14 protein-coding genes are annotated in these 16,241 nt (G+C 69.1%); 8 read left to right on the top strand and 6 right to left on the bottom strand.

Annotated elements, in window-relative coordinates:
- Nucleotides 1-27: 27 nt before the first annotated feature.
- Both ACFYNU_RS31410 and ACFYNU_RS31405 read left to right on the top strand, forming a co-directional pair.
- Nucleotides 28-2,700: a transglycosylase domain-containing protein gene (locus ACFYNU_RS31410; protein WP_356595594.1), complete on the top strand. Its 2,673-nt coding sequence runs from the start codon at nt 28-30 to the stop codon at nt 2,698-2,700.
- 131 nt (nt 2,701-2,831) lie between these two features.
- Nucleotides 2,832-4,328, top strand: a complete 1,497-nt coding sequence (locus ACFYNU_RS31405) for a glycosyltransferase 87 family protein (protein ID WP_356595596.1) — start codon at nt 2,832-2,834, stop codon at nt 4,326-4,328.
- A gap of 160 nt (nt 4,329-4,488) precedes the next feature.
- Here the strand turns inward: ACFYNU_RS31405 and ACFYNU_RS31400 are convergent, their stop codons facing one another.
- The 3 genes from ACFYNU_RS31400 to ACFYNU_RS31390 form a co-directional block, all read right to left on the bottom strand.
- Nucleotides 4,489-5,520 carry an alanine racemase gene (locus ACFYNU_RS31400; RefSeq protein WP_356595598.1) on the bottom strand — a complete coding sequence of 344 codons (1,032 nt, stop codon included), beginning with the start codon at nt 5,518-5,520 and terminating at the stop codon, nt 4,489-4,491.
- Between the two features lie 177 nt (nt 5,521-5,697).
- A complete protein-coding gene (locus ACFYNU_RS31395; protein WP_356595600.1) occupies nt 5,698-6,816 on the bottom strand; it encodes a peptidoglycan bridge formation glycyltransferase FemA/FemB family protein in 1,119 nt (372 codons plus the stop codon).
- Between the two features lie 122 nt (nt 6,817-6,938).
- Nucleotides 6,939-7,253, bottom strand: a complete 315-nt coding sequence (locus tag ACFYNU_RS31390) for a hypothetical protein (RefSeq protein ID WP_356595602.1) — start codon at nt 7,251-7,253, stop codon at nt 6,939-6,941.
- A gap of 272 nt (nt 7,254-7,525) precedes the next feature.
- Here ACFYNU_RS31390 and rpsF point away from each other — a divergent pair, with 272 nt between their 5' ends.
- The 4 genes from rpsF to rplI all read left to right on the top strand — a co-directional run bounded on the left by rpsF (nt 7,526) and on the right by rplI (nt 9,248).
- Entirely contained in the window at nt 7,526-7,816 is a 291-nt protein-coding gene (gene rpsF / locus ACFYNU_RS31385) for a 30S ribosomal protein S6 (protein WP_023540278.1), read from the top strand.
- Between the two features lie 73 nt (nt 7,817-7,889).
- Entirely contained in the window at nt 7,890-8,504 is a 615-nt protein-coding gene (locus ACFYNU_RS31380) for a single-stranded DNA-binding protein (RefSeq protein WP_356595604.1), read from the top strand.
- Nucleotides 8,505-8,546: 42 nt separating this feature from the next.
- Nucleotides 8,547-8,783, top strand: coding sequence for a 30S ribosomal protein S18 (gene rpsR, locus ACFYNU_RS31375; protein WP_003967857.1), 237 nt, complete (start codon nt 8,547-8,549; stop codon nt 8,781-8,783).
- A gap of 18 nt (nt 8,784-8,801) precedes the next feature.
- Nucleotides 8,802-9,248, top strand: a complete 447-nt coding sequence (rplI, locus tag ACFYNU_RS31370) for a 50S ribosomal protein L9 (protein WP_023540280.1) — start codon at nt 8,802-8,804, stop codon at nt 9,246-9,248.
- A 148-nt stretch (nt 9,249-9,396) separates the two neighbouring features.
- Here rplI and ACFYNU_RS31365 read toward each other — a convergent pair whose 3' ends face one another.
- Nucleotides 9,397-10,758: an MATE family efflux transporter gene (locus tag ACFYNU_RS31365; RefSeq protein WP_356595607.1), complete on the bottom strand. Its 1,362-nt coding sequence runs from the start codon at nt 10,756-10,758 to the stop codon at nt 9,397-9,399.
- A gap of 423 nt (nt 10,759-11,181) precedes the next feature.
- Here ACFYNU_RS31365 and dnaB point away from each other — a divergent pair, with 423 nt between their 5' ends.
- Nucleotides 11,182-12,660 (top strand): replicative DNA helicase, encoded by a 1,479-nt coding sequence (gene dnaB, locus ACFYNU_RS31360; protein WP_356595609.1) that lies wholly within the window; start codon nt 11,182-11,184, stop codon nt 12,658-12,660.
- Nucleotides 12,661-12,794: 134 nt separating this feature from the next.
- On the opposite strand, the gene ACFYNU_RS31355 is transcribed toward dnaB, so the two are convergent.
- A complete protein-coding gene (locus ACFYNU_RS31355) occupies nt 12,795-13,331 on the bottom strand; it encodes a MarR family transcriptional regulator (RefSeq protein ID WP_356595611.1) in 537 nt (178 codons plus the stop codon).
- Nucleotides 13,332-13,519: 188 nt separating this feature from the next.
- On the opposite strand from ACFYNU_RS31355, the gene ACFYNU_RS31350 reads away from it, so the two are divergent.
- The gene (locus ACFYNU_RS31350; protein ID WP_356595613.1) at nt 13,520-14,758 is read left to right on the top strand and encodes an FAD-dependent monooxygenase; all 1,239 of its coding nucleotides are present in this window, start codon (nt 13,520-13,522) and stop codon (nt 14,756-14,758) included.
- Here ACFYNU_RS31350 and ACFYNU_RS31345 read toward each other — a convergent pair.
- Nucleotides 14,750-16,051: a DUF418 domain-containing protein gene (locus tag ACFYNU_RS31345; protein ID WP_356595615.1), complete on the bottom strand. Its 1,302-nt coding sequence runs from the start codon at nt 16,049-16,051 to the stop codon at nt 14,750-14,752. The two genes, ACFYNU_RS31350 and ACFYNU_RS31345, sit on opposite strands and share 9 nt — an antisense overlap.
- Nucleotides 16,052-16,241 lie beyond the last annotated feature (190 nt).

Below are 16,241 nucleotides of genomic sequence, written 5' to 3'. Positions count from 1 at the left end.
CGCGCCTGCCCGAGGAGTAGTCGTTCGATGAGCGAGCACCGTCGCAAACAGCCACAGCCGCAGGGTGGCCAGGGGGGCGGACGAGCCGCGGCCAGGCGTGCCGCGCAGCGGCCGGCCGGCCGCCGTGCGGACCCTTCCCGTGGCGTCCCCACGGCCTCCCACGCCGAATCCAGCGATCCGGAGCCTTCTTACGGAGGCCGGGCCGAAGCACGCAGGGCCGCACAGCGAGGCCGTGGCGGGGGCCGCCGGGGCGCGGCGGGCTCCGGCGCCGCTCCCGGCCGAGGGCGCGGAGGACGGCCGGGCAAGAAGCGGATCATCGACTACCCGCGCTACAACAAGGACGGCTGGCAGCGCTGGATGCCGTCCTGGAAGCTGGTGACAGGTCTCTTCATCGGCTTCATGGGCGGTCTGATGGCCGCGGGCACCATCGCGTACGCCTTGGTCGAGAAGCCTCAGGTGAGCCTGTCCGCCAAGGCCCAGAACAACGTCTACCTCTGGGACGACGGAACACCGATGGTCGCCACCGGTGGTGAGACCAACCGGCAGATCGTCGGGATCGAGCAGATTCCCGAATCGATGCAGAACGCCGTGATCTCGGCGGAGAACAAGACGTTCAGGAAAGACAGCGGCGTCGACCCCATGGGCATCGGCCGGGCCGTGTTCAACATGGCCAAGGGCGGTCAGACGCAGGGTGGCTCGACCATCACCCAGCAGTTCGTCAAGAACGCCATGCTCAACCAGGAACAGACCTTCAAGCGTAAGTTCGAAGAGCTGTTCATCTCCATCAAGGTCGGCGCCGACATGGAGAAGCCCGAGATCATGGCGGGCTACCTGAACACCTCCTACTACGGACGCGGCGCGTACGGCATCCAGGCGGCGGCGCGTACGTACTACGGCAAGAACGCGAAGGAGCTCAACCCGAGCGAGTGCGCCTTCCTGGCGACGCTGCTCAAGGGCGCGACGTACTACGACCCGAACGGCAACCCGTCGATCGACGCGAACGCCACCGAGAAGAACAACACCGACCGCGCGACGAAGCGCTGGAAGTGGATTCTCGACGAGATGGTGAAGGACGGCCATCTCGAGGCCGCGGAGCGGGCGAAGTACGACACCTTCCCGATGCCCGACAAGCCGAAGAAGAACGCTCAGCTCGGCGGCCAGGTCGGCTACCTCGTGGACCTCGCCAAGGCCTACTTCATCAACAACAACGACCGGGGCTACACGGCCGACGACCTGGCCAAGGGCGGCTTCGAGATCAGGACGACCTTCAACAAGAAGAAGGTCGACGCGCTCAACAAGGCCGTCACGGACATCTACAAGAAGAACATCGACCCCGAGAAGCGCCCGAAGACCGACACCCACGTGCAGTTCGGCGGCGCCTCGGTGGAGCCCGAGACCGGCAAGATCGTCGCCATCTACGGCGGAGCGGACGCCACCAAGCACTTCACCAACAACGCCGACCAGACGGGTGCCCAGGTCGGATCGACCTTCAAGCCGTACGTCCTGGCGGCGGCGATGCGTGACGGCGTACGCGATCCCAAGCTCGGGCCGGAGCAGAGCCTCGAAGAGCGCACGCTGGTCTCGCCGGACAAGAGCCGGTACAACGGCAAGAACAAGCTGAAGATCAAGGATTACGACGGCGGCATCTGGACCAACGAGAAGGGAGAGGAGTGGCACCAGCGCAACGACGGTGACAAGGACTACGACGACATCGATCTGCGTGAGGCCATGAAGGTCTCGGCCAACTCCCCCTTCGTCCAGCTCGGCATGGACGTCGGCATTCCGCAGGTCAGGCAGGCCGCTGTCGACGCGGGACTGCTGAAGGACAGCCTTCCGGGCGGCAACAACCCCTCCTTCTCCATCGGTATCTCCGACCCCAGCGCCATCCGCATGGCCGCCTCGTACGCCACCTTCGCCGACAACGGCACCCAGCGTGAGCCCTACTCCGTCGAGGAGGTCAAGAAGGAGGGTGTCTCGGTCTTCAAGCACGAGGGGAAGGCCAAGAACAACTTCGACGCCGACGTCGCGAACAATGTGACGGACGTGCTGAAGTCCGTGGTCATGGAGAAGGGCGGCACGGGCACCTCGGCGCAGCTGCCGGACGGCCGTGAGGTGGCCGGCAAGACCGGTACCACCGACGGCAACAAGTCGGCCTGGTTCGTGGGCTACACCCCGCAGCTGTCGACCGCCATCGACATGTACCGGCTGGACGACAACGCGGAGAACAAGAACCGCGAGTTCCTGGAGATGTTCGGCACCGGCGGCCAGGACAAGATCCATGGTGCGTCGTTCCCGGCCGACATCTGGCAGGACTACATGACGGTCGCGATGAAGGGCGAGAAACTCCTGAAGTTCCCCGAGCCCGAGCCGATCGGCGAGGGCGTCTACGGCGGCGGCCTGAAGAGCGAGGAGCCGTCCCCGTCGGAGTCGGTGTCCGAGTCGGCGTCGTCGGACCCGTCGGAGTCGGCGTCCGAGTCGGCGTCGTCGGACCCGTCGGAGTCGGCCACGACAGACCCGACCGAGTCCTGCGACCAGTGGAACGGCTGTGAGGACGGAGGCACCGGTGATCCGGGTGGTCCGGGCGGCGAGGATCCCGGCGGCGTGATCGGCGGCCCGGGCACATCGTCCAGCCCGCCACCGGAGGGCGGAGACTCCGAGGGCAATGACGGCGGAGGGTGGATCGGCGGCCCGGGAGGCTGACGGGCCCCGGGGCCGGCGAGCCGCCCGAGAGCGACGTGAGGGCCGTCGCACCAGGGACGTACACACAGCGTGTACGGCCCGGTGCGGCGGCCTTTGCCGTACCCGTCGCGGCGTACGGCAGGATGGGCGGCATGCCGAGCACAGAAGACTCCACGGTGCCCAAGGACCGGCCGGTCGTACCGCCCACCCGGCGGGACAGGATCGCCGCGTCCGGCAGCGAGCTGATCGGCGGTCCCATCGGCCGCTGGGCCTGGTACGGCACCAGCCGGCTCACCCCGGTGCGCGTGGTCGCGCTGGTGGCGATCGGGATGTTCGCGCTCGGCATGGTGCAGAAGATGCCCTGCTACGAGTGGGCGTGGTTCCGGGGCGCCAGCTCCCAGTACACACACGCCTGTTACTCCGACATCCCGCACCTCTTCCTCGGGCGCGGCTTCGCCGACGATCTCGTGCCGTACTTCGACCGGCTCCCCGGCGACATGCAGTATCTGGAGTACCCCGTCCTGACGGGTCTGTTCATGGAGGTCGCCTCCTGGCTCACGCCCGGCGGCGGCGACATCCAGCACCGCGAACAGATCTACTGGATGGTCAACGCGGGCATGCTGATGATCTGCGCCGTGGTCATCGCCGTCTGCGTCGCCCGTACCCACCGGCACCGCCCCTGGGACGCCCTGCTCCTCGCCCTGGCGCCCGCCTTCGCCCTCACCGCCACCATCAACTGGGATCTGCTGGCCATCGCGCTCCTGGCGGCCGGGATGCTGATGTGGTCGCGCGGCAGGCCGCTGGCCTTCGGCATCCTCATCGGCCTGGCGACGGCGGCCAAGCTCTATCCCGTACTGCTGCTGGGGCCGCTGCTGGTGCTGTGCTGGCGCGCCGGGCGGCTGCGGGAGTTCGGGGTGGCGCTGGGCGGTACGGCCGCCTCGTGGCTGCTGGTGAACCTGCCGGTGATGCTGCTCGCCCCGGAGGGGTGGAAGAAGTTCTACACCTTCAGCCAGGAGCGGCAGGTCGACTTCGGATCGTTCTGGCTGATCATCACGCAGCGCACGGGGCGGTCCCTGGAGGTCGAGACCGTCAACACCTGGTCGATGGTGCTGATGGTCCTGGCGTGCGCGGGGATCGCGGGACTCGCGCTGACGGCGCCGAGACGGCCCCGGTTCGCACAGCTCGCGTTCCTGGTCGTGGCCGCCTTCATCCTGACCAACAAGGTCTACTCGCCGCAGTACGTGCTGTGGCTGATCCCGCTCGCCGCGCTGGCCCGGCCGAGGTGGCGCGACTTCCTGATCTGGCAGGCGTGCGAGGTCATGTACTTCCTGGGCATCTGGATGTATCTCGCATACACGACGAGCGGGGACGCCCACAAGGGACTGCCGACCGAGGGCTATCAACTGGCCATCGCGCTGCATCTGCTGGGGACGCTGTATCTGTGCGCGGTCGTCGTACGGGACATCCTGCTGCCGGAGCGCGACGGCGTACGGCGCGACGGGTCGGACGATCCGTCGGGCGGGGTGCTCGACGGGGCGCCGGACGTGTTCGTGCTGGGCGGGGCCGCGCGGCCCCGGGAGTACACGGCGCACTCGGTGGAGGCGTCGCAGCGCGTGTCGTGGGGGATGAGGCCGCCCGGGGCCGCGTGAGGCGGTGGCACGGGGGCCGCGAGGCTCGGGAACGTGTCAGGGGCCGGTACGGGCGTGTCCTGCCCGTACGGCCCCTGAGTGGTCTCCGGCGGTCCTGTCGGTGGCCGGTCCGGCGGCTTGCCGGTGGTGGTGGTGCGGCGGTGGTGCGGTGGTGCGGCGGTCAGCGGTCCACGAGGCGGTCGAACTGGGTCGTCGTGTGGCGCAGGTGCGCCACCAGTTCGTCGCCGACCTTGGGCTCCTGCGCGTCGGCCGGCACGAACAGGATCGAGACCTGCATGTGCGGCGGCTCGGCGAACCAGCGCTGCTTGCCCGACCACACGAAGGGCGAGAGGTTGCGGTTGACCGTCGCCAGGCCGGCGCGCGCGACGCCCTTGGCGCGTGGCATCACGCCGTGCAGCGCCTTGGGGGCTTCGAGTCCGACGCCGTGCGACGTGCCGCCCGCGACGACCACCAGCCAGCCCTCGGAGGCGGTCTTCTGCTGGCGGTAGCCGAACCGGTCGCCCTTGACGACGCGCGTCACGTCCAGCACGGCGCCCCGGTACTCGGTCGCGTCGTGGTCGCCGAGCCAGAGCCGCGTGCCGATGCGGGCGCGGAAGCGGGTCTGCGGGAACTGCCGCTGGAGGCTGGCCAGTTCCTCGGCGCGCAGATGGCTGACGAACATGGTGTGCAGCGGGAGCCGGGCCGCGCGCAGCCGGTCCATCCAGCCGATGACCTCCTCGACCGCGTCGGACCCGTCCGTGCGGTCGAGCGGCAGGTGCAGGGCGAAGCCTTCGAGGCGTACGTCCTCGATGGCCGCGTGCAGCTGGCCCAGCTCCTCCTCGCGGACGCCGTGGCGCTTCATGGAGCTCATGCACTCGATGACGACGCGGGCGCCCACCAGGGCGAAGACGCCGTCGACCGAGGAGACGGAGCGGATGACGCGGTCGGGCAGCGGTACGGGCTCCTCGCCGCGGCGGAAGGGGGTCAGGACCAGCAGGTCGCCGCTGAACCAGTCCTTGATGCGGGCGGCTTCGTAGATGGTGCCGACGGCGAGGATGTCGGACTCGAAGCGGGTGGTCTCCTCGGAGAGCCGCTCGTGGCCGAAGCCGTAGCCATTGCCCTTGCAGACCGGGACGAGGCCCGGGAACTGGTCAATGACCGACTTCTGGTGCGCCCGCCAGCGCGCGGTGTCGACGTAGAGGGAGAGCGCCATGCCGGTCCGGAACCTTTCTCGTGGCTGCGGTGTATGAAGGATATGAACGTTCTGGGAGGCCTTGGGAGCCTTACGCAATTATTGGTTCTGTTGGGTGCGCTCGCGGGGTTGTCCGGTGTCCGGCACCGCAGTCTGCCGACCGCCGGCACTCCGCTGTCCAGAGGGTCGGGGGCAGGGTCAGCGGCGGGACATGTACATGTCGAGGGCCTTGTGGAGCAGCTTGTTGAGCGGGAAGTCCCACTCACCCACGTACTCGACGGCCTCGCCGCCCGTGCCGACCTTGAACTGGATGAGACCGAACAGGTGATCCGTCTCGTCGAGCGAGTCCGAGATGCCCCGCAGGTCGTAGACGGTCGCGCCCATCGCATAGGCGTCACGGAGCATCCGCCACTGCATCGCGTTCGACGGCCGGACCTCCCGCTTGTGGTTGGCCGACGCCCCGTAGGAGTACCAGACGTGGCCGCCCACGATGAGCATCGTCGCGGCGGCGACGTTCTCGCCCTCGTGCCGGGCGAAGTACAGCCGCATGCGGTTGGGGTCCTCGGAGTTGAGGACGGTCCACATCCGCTGGAAGTACGAGAGCGGGCGGGGCCGGAAGTGGTCGCGCTCGGCCGTGATCTCGTACAGCCGCTGCCACTCCTCCAGGTCGTTGTAGCCGGCCTGGACGACCTCGACGCCCGCCTTCTCCGCCTTCTTGATGTTGCGGCGCCACAGCTGGTTGAAGCCCTTGAGGACGTCGTCCAGGGACCGGTTGGCCAGGGGCACCTGGAAGACGTAGCGCGGCTGTACGTCTCCGAAGCCGGCCCCGCCGTCCTCGCCCTGCTGCCAGCCCATCTTCCGCAGCCGGTCGGCCACTTCGAAGGCGCGCGGCTCGATATGGGTGGCCTCGACGTCGCGCAGCCGCTTGACGTCCTGGTCCTGGATACCGGACTTGATGGCCGCCGAGTCCCACCGGCGGATCACCACGGGCGGGCCCATCTTCACGGAGAACGCGCCCTGGTGCTTCAGGTGCGCGAGCATCGGCTGGAGCCAGTCGGCCAGGTTCGGGGCGTACCAGTTGATGACCGGGCCCTCGGGGAGATACGCCAGATACCGCTTGATCTTGGGCAGTTGGCGGTAGAGCACCAGCCCGGCGCCGACCAACTGGCCGTCCCTGTCGAACCAGCCCAGGCTCTCCGAGCGCCACTCCGTCTTCACGTCCGCCCACGCGGGGACCTGGCAGTGGCTGGCCGCGGGCAGGCTCTGGATGTACGCCAGATGCTGCTCGCGACTGATGGTGCTCAGCGTCAGGGTCATGCGGGGCGCTCCTCGCAGATGTGTCCCCATGGAGTAGGGGGGCTCCGGCTCTCGCGCCGAAGCCTACTTGCCGTGGGAGCGCCCCGGCTGGCCACGGGGCGGAGCGGGCGTCGCGGCCCGGCTCAGCCCAGCACACCGCCGAACAGTCCGCCGTGCGCCATGCCGAGGTAGAAGCCGACCGCGGCGGAGCCCAGGCCCATGAGCGTCGCGAACCGTTCGTGGGTCGTCACCGAGACGAACTGGCTGTACAGACCGGTGAGGATGCCGATGAGCCCCGTCCAGGAGCTGAGCAGATGCAGGTTGTCGAACATCCCCGAGACGAAGGCGGTGACGCCCAGTACCGCGGTCACCCAGAGCAGGGTGTCCTGGAGGGGATGGGGCCGGTGGTCGGTGGCGAAGAGAGAACCGGTGGTCTTCGGTTGCATTGCCTGTGCCATGGGGCACCTCCTGGCGCCTTGCCGGAAGGCGGCGCATCGTAACGCCGCCCACACCCGATGTGTCCAGAGTGCGTCCGTACCCGGCCGGATTTCAACCGGAAGCCGGTCAAGAGGTAGTCTGTACGGTCTGCACCGGTGTCTGCCCAGGCCAGAACGCGATCATCGCTCGTCGAGCGGGATTGTCAGTGGCGGCCGATACCGTTGCTCACGCATCACGACCCTCCTGCCACGGAACGACCGTGGCCGCTGAGTCCAAAGGAGGTGGGTTCCACATGCGTCACTACGAGGTGATGGTCATCCTCGACCCCGATCTCGAGGAGCGAGCAGTCTCCCCGCTGATCGAGAACTTCCTCTCCGTCGTCCGTGAGGGCGACGGAAAGGTGGAGAAGGTCGACACCTGGGGCCGTCGTCGTCTCTCTTACGAGATCAAGAAGAAGCCCGAGGGCATCTACTCGGTCATCGATCTGCAGGCTGAGCCCGCGATCGTCAAGGAGCTCGACCGACAGATGAACCTGAACGAGTCGGTCCTCCGGACCAAGGTCCTCCGCCCCGAGACCCACTGAGCTTCCAGCTCAGCGTCATCGGGTCCGAGTAGCAGCCAGCAGCAGAAGCAATCCCCGCCGAGAGGTTCACCCAATGGCAGGCGAGACCGTCATCACGGTCGTCGGCAATCTCGTCGACGACCCCGAGCTGCGCTTCACCCCGTCCGGTGCGGCGGTCGCGAAGTTCCGTGTCGCGTCCACTCCCCGCATCTTCGACAAGCAGACCAATGAGTGGAAGGACGGCGATGGCCTGTTCCTCACCTGCTCGGTCTGGCGTCAGGCGGCGGAGAATGTCGCCGAGTCGCTTCAGCGGGGTATGCGCGTCGTCGTGCAGGGCCGTCTGAAGCAGCGGTCGTACGAGGACCGCGAGGGCGTCAAGCGCACGGTCTACGAGCTGGACGTCGAGGAAGTCGGCCCCAGCCTGAAGACCGCCACGGCCAAGGTCACCAAGACCACCGGTCGCGGTGCCCAGGGCGGTTACGGCGGCGGTGGCGGCGGTCAGCAGCAGGGCGGCGGCAACTGGGGCGGCGGTCCCGGTGGTGGCCAGCAGGGCGGCGGCGGTGGAGCATCCACCGACGACCCCTGGGCGACCAGTGCGCCGGCCGGCGGCGGTGCCCCGCAGCAGCAGGGTGGCGGAGGCAACGGAGGCGGCTGGGGCGGAAGCTCCGGCGGTTCCGGCGGCGGCTACTCGGACGAGCCGCCCTTCTAGGGCAGCTCGCTCCCACTTTCTTGATCACACAGGAGAAACACCATGGCGAAGCCGCCTGTGCGCAAGCCTAAGAAGAAGGTCTGCGCATTCTGCAAGGACAAGACCCAGTACGTGGACTACAAGGACACGAACATGCTGCGGAAGTTCATTTCCGACCGTGGCAAGATCCGTGCCCGCCGCGTCACCGGCAACTGCACGCAGCACCAGCGTGATGTCGCCACGGCAGTCAAGAACAGCCGTGAGATGGCGCTGCTGCCCTACACGTCCACCGCGCGATAAGGGGAGGGTGACTTAATCATGAAGATCATCCTCACTCACGAGGTCACCGGCCTCGGTACCGCCGGCGACGTCGTCGACGTCAAGGACGGATACGCCCGCAACTACCTGGTCCCGCGTGGTTTCGCGATCCGCTGGACCAAGGGTGGCGAGAAGGACGTCGAGCAGATTCGTCGTGCTCGCAAGATCCACGAGATCGCCACCATCGAGCAGGCCAACGAGATCAAGGCCCGCCTCGAAGGTGTGAAGGTGCGTCTGGCCGTTCGCTCCGGCGACGCCGGCCGTCTCTTCGGCTCCGTCACCCCGGCCGACCTCGCCTCGGCGATCAAGTCCGCCGGTGGCCCGGAGGTCGACAAGCGCCGCATCGAGCTCGGTTCGCCGATCAAGACCCTGGGCTCGCACCAGGTGTCCGTGCGTCTGCACCCCGAGGTCGCCGCGAAGTTCGGCGTCGAGGTCGTGCCCGCCTAGGGCCTGGCCGACAGACAGCGAGAGGGCCGCACCCCAGCCGGGGGTGCGGCCCTCTCTCGCTGTTTCACGTGAAACGGCGGAGGTTCGGCCGGCCGCCGCTCGGCCGTCGGCCGGTTTTGTCCCGTCGTCGGCCCGTCGTCGGCCGGCGTCAGCGGGTGGCGCCGGTGACCAGCCAGTGGCCGGACCGGGTGCGCAGCCACAGCGTCACCAGACGGACCGCCATCATCAGCGTCATGGCCCACCACAGAGCGGTCAGTCCGCCCCCGAACACCGGCACCAGCAGGGCGACCGGCGCGAAGACGGCCAGCGTGACGACCATCGCCTTCGCCAGATAGGGGCCGTCGCCCGCGCCCATCAGCACACCGTCCAGGACGAAGACGATGCCCGCGATCGGCTGGGTGACCGCGACGACCAGAAGCGCCGGCAGCAAGGTGTCCTGGACCAGTCGATCGCCGGTGAAGAGGGGGATGAACAACGGGCGCGCCAGCACGATGAGCACCCCGAGCCCCACACCGGAGACCACGCCCCACTGCACCATGCGACGGCAGACGTCCCTCGCGCCCTGGGGATCGTTCGCTCCCAGATACCGGCCGATGATCGCCTGTCCGGCGATGGCGATGGCGTCGAGCGCGAAGGCCATCAGGCTCCACAGCGACAGGATGATCTGGTGGGCGGCGACGTCGGCGTCACCGAGACGGGCCGCGACGGCGGTGGCGATCATCAGAACCGCGCGCAGGGAGAGCGTACGGACCAGAAGGGGGACGCCGGCGTGGGCGCTCGCCCGTATCCCCGCGGCGTCGGGCCGCAGCGAGGCGCCGTGGCGGCGGGCGCCCCGTACGACCACCACCAGATAGGCGGTGGCCATGGCGAACTGGGCGATGACGGTGCCCCAGGCGGAGCCGGCGATGCCGAGCCCGGCGCCGTAGACGAGCGCCACGTTGAGGACCGCGTTGGCGGCGAAGCCGCCGATGGCGACGTACAGCGGGGTACGGGTGTCCTGGAGACCGCGCAGGACGCCGGTCGCCGCCAGGACGACCAGCATGGCGGGTATGCCGAGGCTGGATATTCGCAGGTAGGTGATCGCGTACGGGGCGGCGGTGTCCGAGGCGCCGAAGATGTCGACGAGCCAGGGGGCGAGGGGCAGGGTGACGGCGATGACGACGGCGCCCAGCAGCAGGGCGAGCCAGATCCCGTCCATACCCTGCCGGATGGCCGCCTGAAGATCACCCGCGCCGACGCGGCGCGCGACGGCGGCCGTGGTGGCGTAGGCGAGGAAGACGAAGACGCTCACGGCGGTCGTCAGCAGGGCCGCGGCGATGGCGAGACCGGCGAGCTGCGGAGTGCCGAGATGGCCGACGATCGCGCTGTCGACCATCAGGAAGAGCGGCTCGGCGACGAGCGCGCCGAAGGCGGGTACGGCGAGCGCGACGATCTCGCGATCGTGCCGTCGGCGGCCGGCCTTGGACCGGCTGTCGGGTCCGGGCCCGGGTGCCGTGGGGACCTGTGTCATGCGCTCAATCTAATCTTCCACAGGTAAGAGATGCAATGCGCCAGTGATCCTTACTATCGGGCAGGATTCGGGCACTGCTGTGCGCCGTTTGCTCGGATCTTGGACCAGCTTGAAAAGTTTTTCTCCCCCACAGCCGGTGGATGGAGAAAGGCCAGGTCAGAGTGGGTGCGACGCGAGGAGCGCAAGGTTGTCCACAGTGCTGTCCCCCGGTCCGTGCACAGGTTCAACGGAGTTCTCCACAGCATATGGTCTTTCGTCCACATGGCCTGTGGATAACCAGATTGGCGGACGGTCCCCGCGGGCCTACCGTGGACCGACGTCCGACGCGCCGGAACCGGAGTCAGGCCACTCGATTTGTCAGTGTCGTGCCGTAGAAAGAGTGGCACGGCGAGGTCCGCTTGGCGGACGGGAGGAGGTGGCCGGATGAGCATTCCCGAGCCGTTGGACGACCCCTGGACCGAGGCCGGTCCGAGCGATCGTCTGCCCGTCTCCCGCCAGCGCCGCGGTGAGGGAAGAGGCCGCGAGGAGCAGCACGAGCGCGGCAGGGACAACGCCGCGTGGGACGGCGGATCACCCGGCTTCGAGCGGGTGCCGCCCCAGGATCTGGACGCCGAACAGTCCGTGCTCGGCGGCATGCTGCTCTCCAAGGACGCCATCGCCGACGTCGTGGAGATCATCAAGGGCCACGACTTCTACCGCCCGGCGCACGAGACCGTTTTCCAGGCGATCCTCGACCTGTACGCGAAGGGCGAGCCGGCCGACCCCATCACGGTGGCCGCGGAGCTGACCAAGCGCGGTGAGATCACCCGCGTCGGCGGAGCGTCGTATCTGCACACGCTGGTCCAGTCGGTGCCGACGGCGGCCAACGCGTCGTACTACGCGGAGATCGTGCACGAGCGCGCGGTGCTGCGTCGTCTCGTCGAGGCCGGCACCAAGATCACGCAGATGGGATACGCGGCGGACGGCGACGTCGACGAGATCGTCAACTCCGCCCAGGCCGAGATCTACGCGGTCACCGAGCAGCGCACCAGCGAGGACTATCTGCCCCTCGGCGACATCATGGAGGGCGCGCTCGACGAGATCGAGGCGATCGGGTCACGCAGCGGCGAGATGACGGGTGTGCCCACCGGGTTCACGGACTTCGACTCGCTCACGAACGGGCTGCACCCCGGCCAGATGATCGTCATCGCGGCCCGTCCCGCCATGGGCAAGTCGACGCTCGCGCTGGACTTCGCGCGTGCGGCCTCCATCAAGAACAACCTGCCGAGCGTCATCTTCTCGCTGGAGATGGGGCGCAACGAGATCGCGATGCGCCTGCTCTCGGCCGAGGCACGGGTGGCGCTGCACCACATGCGTTCTGGCACGATGACGGACGAGGACTGGACACGGCTGGCCCGCCGGATGCCGGACGTCTCGCAGGCGCCGCTGTACATCGACGACTCGCCGAACCTGTCGATGATGGAGATCCGCGCGAAGTGCCGCCGGCTCAAGCAGCGCAACGGACTGAAGCTGGTGGTCATCGACTACCTCCAGCTGATGCAGTCCGGCGGCTCCAAGCGCGCCGAGAGCCGCCAGCAGGAGGTCTCGGACATGTCGCGAAACCTCAAGCTGCTGGCCAAGGAGCTGGAGCTGCCGGTGATTGCTCTCTCCCAGCTGAACCGTGGCCCCGAGCAGCGTACGGACAAGAAGCCGATGGTCTCCGACCTGCGTGAGTCGGGCTCCATCGAGCAGGACGCGGACATGGTGGTGCTGCTGCACCGGGAGGACGCGTACGAGAAGGAGTCCCCGCGCGCGGGCGAGGCGGACCTGATCGTGGCGAAGCACCGTAACGGCCCGACGGCGACGATCACGGTGGCGTTCCAGGGCCACTACTCCCGCTTCGTGGACATGGCGCAGACCTGAGCCGATGACCCGACGGGCTCGCACCCGGCACGCCTGTCCTGGGGGCGGTCGAGTCGGGTCGGCCGGGGGCCGCCCGGCTGCTGGTCGCCTGTCGGCCAGTGGGAGCTCATCGTCCGCCGCAGATTGCGCGTGGCTCAGCCCGCGCCCGAACCCGGATTGTCGGGATCGCCGGGGTTGTCGAAGCGTGCCAGGCGGGCCGTCACGTCGTCGACGAGACGGGCGAGGAGCCGGGCGAGGTCGTCGCGGTCCTGTGCGGGCCAGTCGGTGAGCGTTTCGGCGAACCAGCCGAACAGGAAGGTCATGTAGCGGTTGGCCCCCTCCGTACCGGCGTCGGTCGGTTCGATGAGGCTGGCCCGGCGGTCGTGCGGGTCGGTGACACGTCGTACGAGTCCGCGTTTCTCCAGGGCCTGGACCTGGCGGGTGACGTGCGGGCCCACGACCTGCATGCGTTCGGCGATCTCGCCGATCCGCAGCGGCCTGTCGGCCGTTCGGAGGGTGAGCAGTACGCCGAGGGCGGGGCGGTCGAGGGCGAGGCCGGCCGCCTCGGCGGCGCGTCCGGCGAGCCCGCCCTTGGTGATGGCGGCGCTGAGCTGGGTGATCCGGGGCAGCACCGCGAGCAGTTCGGGGCGCGGATTCTCCGGTACGGGGGCCCCGGGGGACTCGGGGGTCATGGCTTCTCCATTTGCATACCTGAGTTAGGTATCTATATCGTGGGGAGCGGCCGGCGTCGACAAGGGCGCCGTATGGTCTCCATAAGGATACCTAAGGTACGCATCTTCGCTGCTCCTGCGGCTCACACCGCTCGCGCCGCGCGTACCGCCTTCAGGCCGGGGCACCCCCGGCGGAAAGGTGAGAAGCAATGAACCACGTATCCCGTCCCGCCCGCCGCGTACTGATCTCCGGAGCGAGCATCGCGGGCCCCGCTCTCGCGTACTGGCTCGACCGGTACGGCTTCGAGGTGACCGTCGTCGAGAAGGCCGCCGCCGTGCGCGGCGGCGGGTACGCCATCGACATACGGGGCACCGCCCGCGACGTCGTGGACCGCATGGGCCTGCTGCCCCGCCTGCGCGAAGCCCACGTCAACACCCGCCGGATCACCTTCCTGGACGCGGCTGCCGAGACGGTCGGCGCGCTGGAGCCCGAGCAGATCACCGGGGGCGAGGCGGGCCTCGACCTCGAAGTCCGGCGCGGCGATCTGGCCGACGCGCTCTACACACCGCTGCGCGACCGGGTCGAGTTCCTCTTCAACGACTCGATCGCGACGCTGGACGACGACGGGCACGCCGTACACGTCGTCTTCGACAGCGGCACGCGCCGCACCTTCGACCTCGTGGTCGGCGCGGACGGACTGCACTCGAACACACGCCGGCTGGTCTTCGGCCCCGAGGAGCCCTTCCACCGCTACCTCGGGTATGTCTTCGCGGGCTTCACGCTGCCGAACGACTTCGGGCTCGCACACGAGGGCGTCATCTGGAACGAGCCGGGGCGCAGCGCGGTCCTCTACGCCCACGAGCCGTCCGACAGCCTGCACGGCTTCCTCACCTTCAGCCGCGCGACCCCGCCCTTCGAGGCGTTCCGCGACCCGGCGGCCCAGCGCGACCTGGTGGCCGCGCGTTTCCCCGAGCAGGTCTGGCATGTGCCGCGCCTGGTGGAGGCGATGCGGGAGGCCGACGACCTCTTCTTCGACATCGTGAGCCAGATCCACATGGACAGGTGGTCCCACGGCCGCGTCGCGCTGGCGGGCGACGCCGCGCACGCCACCTCGTTCCTCTCCGGCCAGGGATCGAGCGTCTCGCTGGTCGGCGCGTATGTGCTGGCCGGTGAACTCGCCTCGCACGCGGACCACACGGCCGCCTTCGCGGCGTACGAGCACAGGATGCGGCCCTTCGCGGAGCGCAACCAGGCGCTGGCGACCGGCGGCAGCCATGTGGTGACACCGGCGACGCGCGAGGAACTGGACGCCCGCAACGCGGTGCTGAGCGCCCCGGACACGGCGGGGAAGGCGATGGTGACAACGGGCGCGGAGGAGGGGCACGCGGCCCACTCGGCGCTGGTGCTGCCCGACTACGAGGCGCCGGTGCCGCCGATGTCAGGCTGAGGTTCGGGACCGGGACCGGTCGCCGGACCGGTACATCAGCCGGCGGAGCAGGGCCTCGACCGGTCCCCGGCGGCCCGCGCGTTCCAGGCCGTCCGCCCCGGCCACCGTCACCAGCCACACGCCGGTCGCCACGAGCGCCATCGTGGCGCTCGTCAGATGCTCGCCGAGCCCCAGGCCCCATGCGGCCAGCAGCGGGGCGAAGATGAGCGAGTGCGCGAGGTAGCAGGACAGCGAGCGTTTGCCGACCGCCGACACCGCCTGGACGGCTCGCGCGCCCCGGCGGTCCTGCCGACGGGTCCACCAGTGCGCGAACAGCGCGACGGCGGCGACGTATCCGAGCCCGGCGGCGTTGCCGGTGATGTCCCTGAGCGCGGTGAGGACTCCTGACTCGCTCTGCGCGTCGTCCGGCACGGTGATCGCGCCGACATGGGCCAGCGCGGCGGGCAGCGCGCCGAGCCAGCCGACCGTGACACCGATGACGGCGGTACGGCGCAGCAGCCGCAGGTGCCGCCCCGGCTCCTCCAGGATCCGGCGTCGCGCCGCCCAGAAGCCGAGCAGGAAGATCACATAGGCGCCGCCGATCAGGGACGCGGGCGCGGCGGCGAAGGTGATGAACGCTCCGGTGACCACGCGGGTGCCGGCCGCAGCGAGCCAGCCGTCCTGACCCGCCGCGTACGCGTCGGCGCCCGGTTCCGCGCCGGCGTCTCCCACGGCGCCCAGATCCCCCTGGAGCAGCACCGTCACGACCGGCTGCGCGGCGCTGCCCGCCATCAGCGCCGCCCCGATCCAGATCCACCAGCCGAGCGCCCGGTCGCCGCGCCGGAGGAAGAGCCAGCCGAGGGCGAGGCTCAACAGGCCGTAGTAGGCGACGATGTCGCCCGCCATGAGCAGGGCGGAGTGCGCCAGGCCGATGGCTATCAGCAACAGGCTTCGCCTGCGCAGGAGTGTGACGGCGGCGCGCTCCGAGGTGCCCGCCGCCTTCTGACGCAGGAACAGCTGCGTCATCCCGTATCCGAAGAGGAAGGCGAAGAGCGGATAGATCCGCAGGTCCAGGACGATGATCATGCTGAACTGGACGGCTCTGTCGAGCCATCCCCCGTCCACCGGCTGCCAGCCGGAGGGTCCGCGCCGCGCCGCCCAGAGATGGAAGGCGGTGTTCGACAGGACGATGAACAGCAGCATGAGCCCGCGCGCGAGGTCGGGTGCGAGCGCGCGCTCCGAAGGCCGTACGGCTCCGCGTGGGGGCGCGGCCGGGGGCTCGCCGTTGTCGGTACTCGTCGTCTCGGCTGTCATGCCCCGACGCTAGGAGCGGGTGTCCGGGCGGGGAATCCGCCTTCTGTACAGCCGTGTCGGCCCAAGGTATGGCTCTTCGCCGATGCCGGGTCGACCAAAGTACGCCCGCCAGTACGCCGCCAGTACGTCCGCCAGTACGTCCGCCGCCGCGACAGGCGGAAATGTGGTCGACGCGGCAGGGCTCCACCGA

Origin of the sequence: Streptomyces sp. NPDC006643 (assembly GCF_042870175.1) — a bacterium.
Taxonomy (GTDB): domain Bacteria; phylum Actinomycetota; class Actinomycetes; order Streptomycetales; family Streptomycetaceae; genus Streptomyces.
The sequence above is the reverse complement of the archived record's forward strand: the minus strand, read 5'-3'. Positions and strand labels throughout refer to the sequence as shown.